This window comes from Streptomyces sp. NPDC015139, from assembly GCF_043079785.1.
Taxonomy (GTDB): Bacteria; Actinomycetota; Actinomycetes; order Streptomycetales; family Streptomycetaceae; genus Streptomyces; species Streptomyces albidocamelliae.
In genome coordinates this window covers 1-3,620 of record NZ_JBIBUW010000057.1, presented here as the reverse complement: position 1 = coordinate 3,620, position 3,620 = coordinate 1, and the positions used below count along the sequence as shown (strand labels likewise).

The following is a 3,620-nucleotide window of genomic DNA, read 5'->3' as shown; positions in this document are numbered from 1 at the left end:
AGCGGACGCGGATGGGCTCTGGACCCTGCAGACGTCGATCTTCCCTGAAAATCGCGCCTCCGTCTCCCTGCATCACTCGGCAGGGTTCCGCACCATCGGGATCCGCGAGAAGATCGCCCAACTCGACGGGATCTGGCGCGACACAGTCCTGCTCGAACGCCGAACGGCAGCGGATTCCTGATTTTCTGAACCGCCAATCGAAGCATTTTTCGGCAATCGATCCGCCATATGTGATCAGCAACTCGAAGCAACCCCTTAGCTCGAGTGCAGAGTGAATCTGCTGAGACGTGATTCCCGCTGTAACTGGCAAATTATTCGTGGGCTGGTGTCACGTCCTCCTGCAGTGAGTTCTTGAGGGCTCGGGATCAGCGGCTTCACAGCAGAGCGGTCACCGTCGGGGATGTACGTGCAGACGAACTGGAGCGGGTGAAACTGAAAGTCTTCGCGAGTCGCCGATCGGAGTGTGCAACGCCGCCTGCATCTACATGCCGGTTGAGTATCACATCTGCTGCTCTCGCTTGCCTGTCACTCGGCTGCCCGGTAGCTCGATTGGGCAGGACTGTGCAGATTGTTGCTGAAAAGCGGTCGGTCCATGCCAGGGGTGCGGAGGTCGAGCGAGGACGGCTAGACCACGGGTTGCGCGGCGTCCTTGTCGAGAATTCCGTCTCTCTCCCACGGCCACGTCATCAGAGCCCAGATGATGAATACGATTGTCATCCCAGAAAACAGATACACCGGCCACGGACCCATCAGGTCCAGCAGCGATGCGGTGGAAGGTTTGGCGTTGAGAAAGCCGTAATTGGTATCGGCGATGCGATTGAAGATGAAAGTGACTATCGCCCATGTCAGCGTGACCAGTACCGCGAAGCGGTAGCTGCGCCATGTAGGTCGCATTCTCCGGCCCCACGTGAGATAGATCGCGGCCCAGACGACAAACAGGTGAATTGTCGACGGCCATCGTAAGCTCCCCACTGGCGGCCATTTATGGCGCATTTTGTGGCCATGGTTTCTCCCCGCGTACGGCCAGATAGTTCCCCACCTGCTGTGAGTCAGATTCGGTCCCGGCAACGCTGGGTGGATGAAATCGAGCAGGGAGATCATGGAAATTTTGGAGGCGTACGACCTCACGGGTAGTTATCGGGCGGCGGCGGAGCTGGCTGGGTGTGATCACCACACGGTGGCCCGGTATGTGCAGATGCGCGCTGCGGGGCAGCCGCCGGACCGCCGGCGGCATCGAGCGCGGGCGATCGACGACTTTCTGCCGAAGATCGAGGAGTTGGTGGTCCGCTCGCAGGGCAAGGTCCGCGCGGATGTCATCCACGAACGGATCGTCGCGCTGGGGTTCACCGGCGGTGAGCGGACCACGCGCCGGACGGTCGCGGAGGCGAAGGCCCAGTTTCGGGCTGGTCGGCGGCGAGTGTATCGGCCGTGGGTAACCGAACCTGGGCTGTGGTTACAGTACGACTTCGGTGACGGGCCAACGATTTCCGGCCGGAAGACGACGTTGTTCTGCGCATGGTTGGCGTGGTCGCGATTTCGGGTGGTGATCCCGATCTGGGACAAGACATTGCCGACGGTGGCGGCGTGTTTGGATGCGACATTCCGCCGCTTGGGCGGGGTTCCGGTCTATGTCCTCACCGACAACGAGAAGACCGCGACGATCGATCACGTGGCCGGGATCGCGGTCCGCAATCCGGAGATCGTGGAGGTGGCACGGCATTACGGCACGACGCTGCGGACGTGTTTACCTGCTGATCCGGAGTCGAAGGGAGGAAGTGAGGCGACGGTGCGGATCGCCAAAGCCGACCTGTTGCCGAAGGAGGTGAACCTGCGCGAGCAGTATCACTCTTTCGGTGAGCTCGAGTCGGCTTGCCGGCAGTTCTGCACCGACGTCAACACCCGCGTCCACAGCTCTACTCGGCGGCGGCCGGTCGAGCGGCTGGCCGAAGAGTTGCAGCGGCTGCATCCGCTGCCGAAATCTCCGTTCACCGCGGTGTTCGGCACTACCCGGCGGGTGAACTGGGAGTCGACGATCTCGGTGGAAGGGGTGCGGTATTCGGTGCCGCACACGTTGATCGACACTCGGGTCTGGGCCCGCTTCCATGGTGAGGAGCTGATCGTGACCGCCGTCGACAATGATGGCGGTGCAGTCGAAGTCGCGCGGCACCGCCGCGGCCAACCCGGTTCACCGGTCCTCGACAACGACCACTACCCACCCCGCCCAGACCGCGACGCCGCCGACCGGGTGCCCAAGCCTCGTACCGCCGCCGAGCTCGCCTTCCTACAGTTGGGCCAGGGTGCCAACAGCTGGCTGGTCGAGGCTGCCGCCGCGGGAGCGCGCCGCATCAGGGCGAAGATGGCCGAGGCCGTGGACCTTTCGAAGCTGCACTCCCCGGACGCAGTCGACAGAGCGTTGGGGACGGCGGCGATGACCGGCCGGTTCGCCGATCGGGACCTGATCTCGATCCTCGACTACCAAGTCACCCACGAACACGCTGATCCGGTCCGTCGCAGCGAGAACCACACTCTGCAACCGGGCACCGCCGCCTGGTCCACCTTCGGCCAGACACCAGCGCCGGCCAGCCCAGCCACTACTGACGATGAAAGCGATGACGCCTGATGAGCACCCCTTTGCGCACTGTTACCAGCGCTAACGGCGACCCGTTGGCCGAGGCGATCGACCTGACTAAACGCCTGAAACTGCCCCATATCCGCAGGTCCTTGAGCGATATCATCCCGACCGCGAAAGCCCAACGCTGGGACCCCGCCGAAGTCGTGCGGGTTCTCCTCGCTGAGGAAGCCGCCGGCCGGGACCGGGCGAACCTGCACACTCGCCGCAAACGCGCGGGTTTCCCTACCGGCAAGACCTTCGGCGACTGGGACGAAACGAAATCGTCGATTCCCCGCGCCACCCAGGACGCGCTCCGCACCCTGGAGTGGGTCGGGCGGCGTGAATGTTTCTGCGTCTGTGGGCCTTCGGGAACTGGCAAGTCTCACTTCACCGAGGCACTCGGGCAGGCCGCAGTCGAAGCTGGGCTGGCGGTGTCTTGGTTCACCATCGAAGACCTCGGTGCCCTGGTCCGCCGGCACCGTGCCGACGACTCCATCGCCCGAGCCCTGACGAGGATCATCCGCTCCGACCTGATCATCGTCGACGACATCGGTCTGCTCCCGGTCTCTGAAGACGCCGCCGAAGGATTCTATCGCCTCGTCGACGCTGCCTACGAACGCCGAGCGATTGCCGTCTCGAGCAACCTGCACCCCTCCGGCTTCGACGAGATCATGCCCAAAACATTGGCCACCGCCACCGTTGACCGGCTCCTGCACCATGCGCACGTCGTCGTCACCGACGGCGACTCCTTCCGCCTCACCGAAGCCACCACCGGCAAGGGGGTGAAGCCCTTCAGCTAACCCAAATCAGAAAGCGGGTGGGGAAAAACAACTGGCCGCCACCGGGGAGAACCCGTGGCCACCAGCGGGGAGAACTACTGGCCGCCTACGGGGAGAACTTCGTGGCCATTGACATCCAGGGTTGCGGTAGATCTTGCGGTGATGCCATGCTGCCTCGACCAACAACCGACGTGCATGACCGTTGCCGGTCTTGGTGATCGAACCCTGTG

Annotated in this window: 4 protein-coding genes; 3 read left to right on the top strand and 1 reads right to left on the bottom strand. The window is 63.3% G+C overall.

All coding sequences use genetic code 11. The annotated features are described in order from the left end of the window. Positions 1 to 181: GNAT family N-acetyltransferase (locus ACF08B_RS41515; RefSeq protein WP_392322212.1), on the top strand; the 181-nt coding region annotated here is incomplete at its 5' end. Positions 182 to 624: 443 nt separating this feature from the next. On the opposite strand, the gene ACF08B_RS41510 is transcribed toward ACF08B_RS41515, so the two are convergent. Next, the gene (locus tag ACF08B_RS41510; protein ID WP_352391937.1) at positions 625 to 1,101 is read right to left on the bottom strand and encodes a TIGR02206 family membrane protein; all 477 of its coding nucleotides are present in this window, start codon (positions 1,099 to 1,101) and stop codon (positions 625 to 627) included. Between ACF08B_RS41510 and istA the strand changes: the two genes are divergently transcribed. Together istA and istB are read left to right on the top strand one after the other, a co-directional pair. Then, a complete protein-coding gene (gene istA / locus ACF08B_RS41505; protein WP_030538069.1) occupies positions 1,079 to 2,620 on the top strand; it encodes an IS21-like element IS1415 family transposase in 1,542 nt (513 codons plus the stop codon). The two genes, ACF08B_RS41510 and istA, sit on opposite strands and share 23 nt — an antisense overlap. Then, positions 2,620 to 3,411 (top strand): IS21-like element IS1415 family helper ATPase IstB, encoded by a 792-nt coding sequence (istB, locus tag ACF08B_RS41500; protein ID WP_003944771.1) that lies wholly within the window; start codon positions 2,620 to 2,622, stop codon positions 3,409 to 3,411. Before istA ends, istB begins: the two co-directional genes overlap by 1 nt. Positions 3,412 to 3,620: the final 209 nt, after the last annotated feature.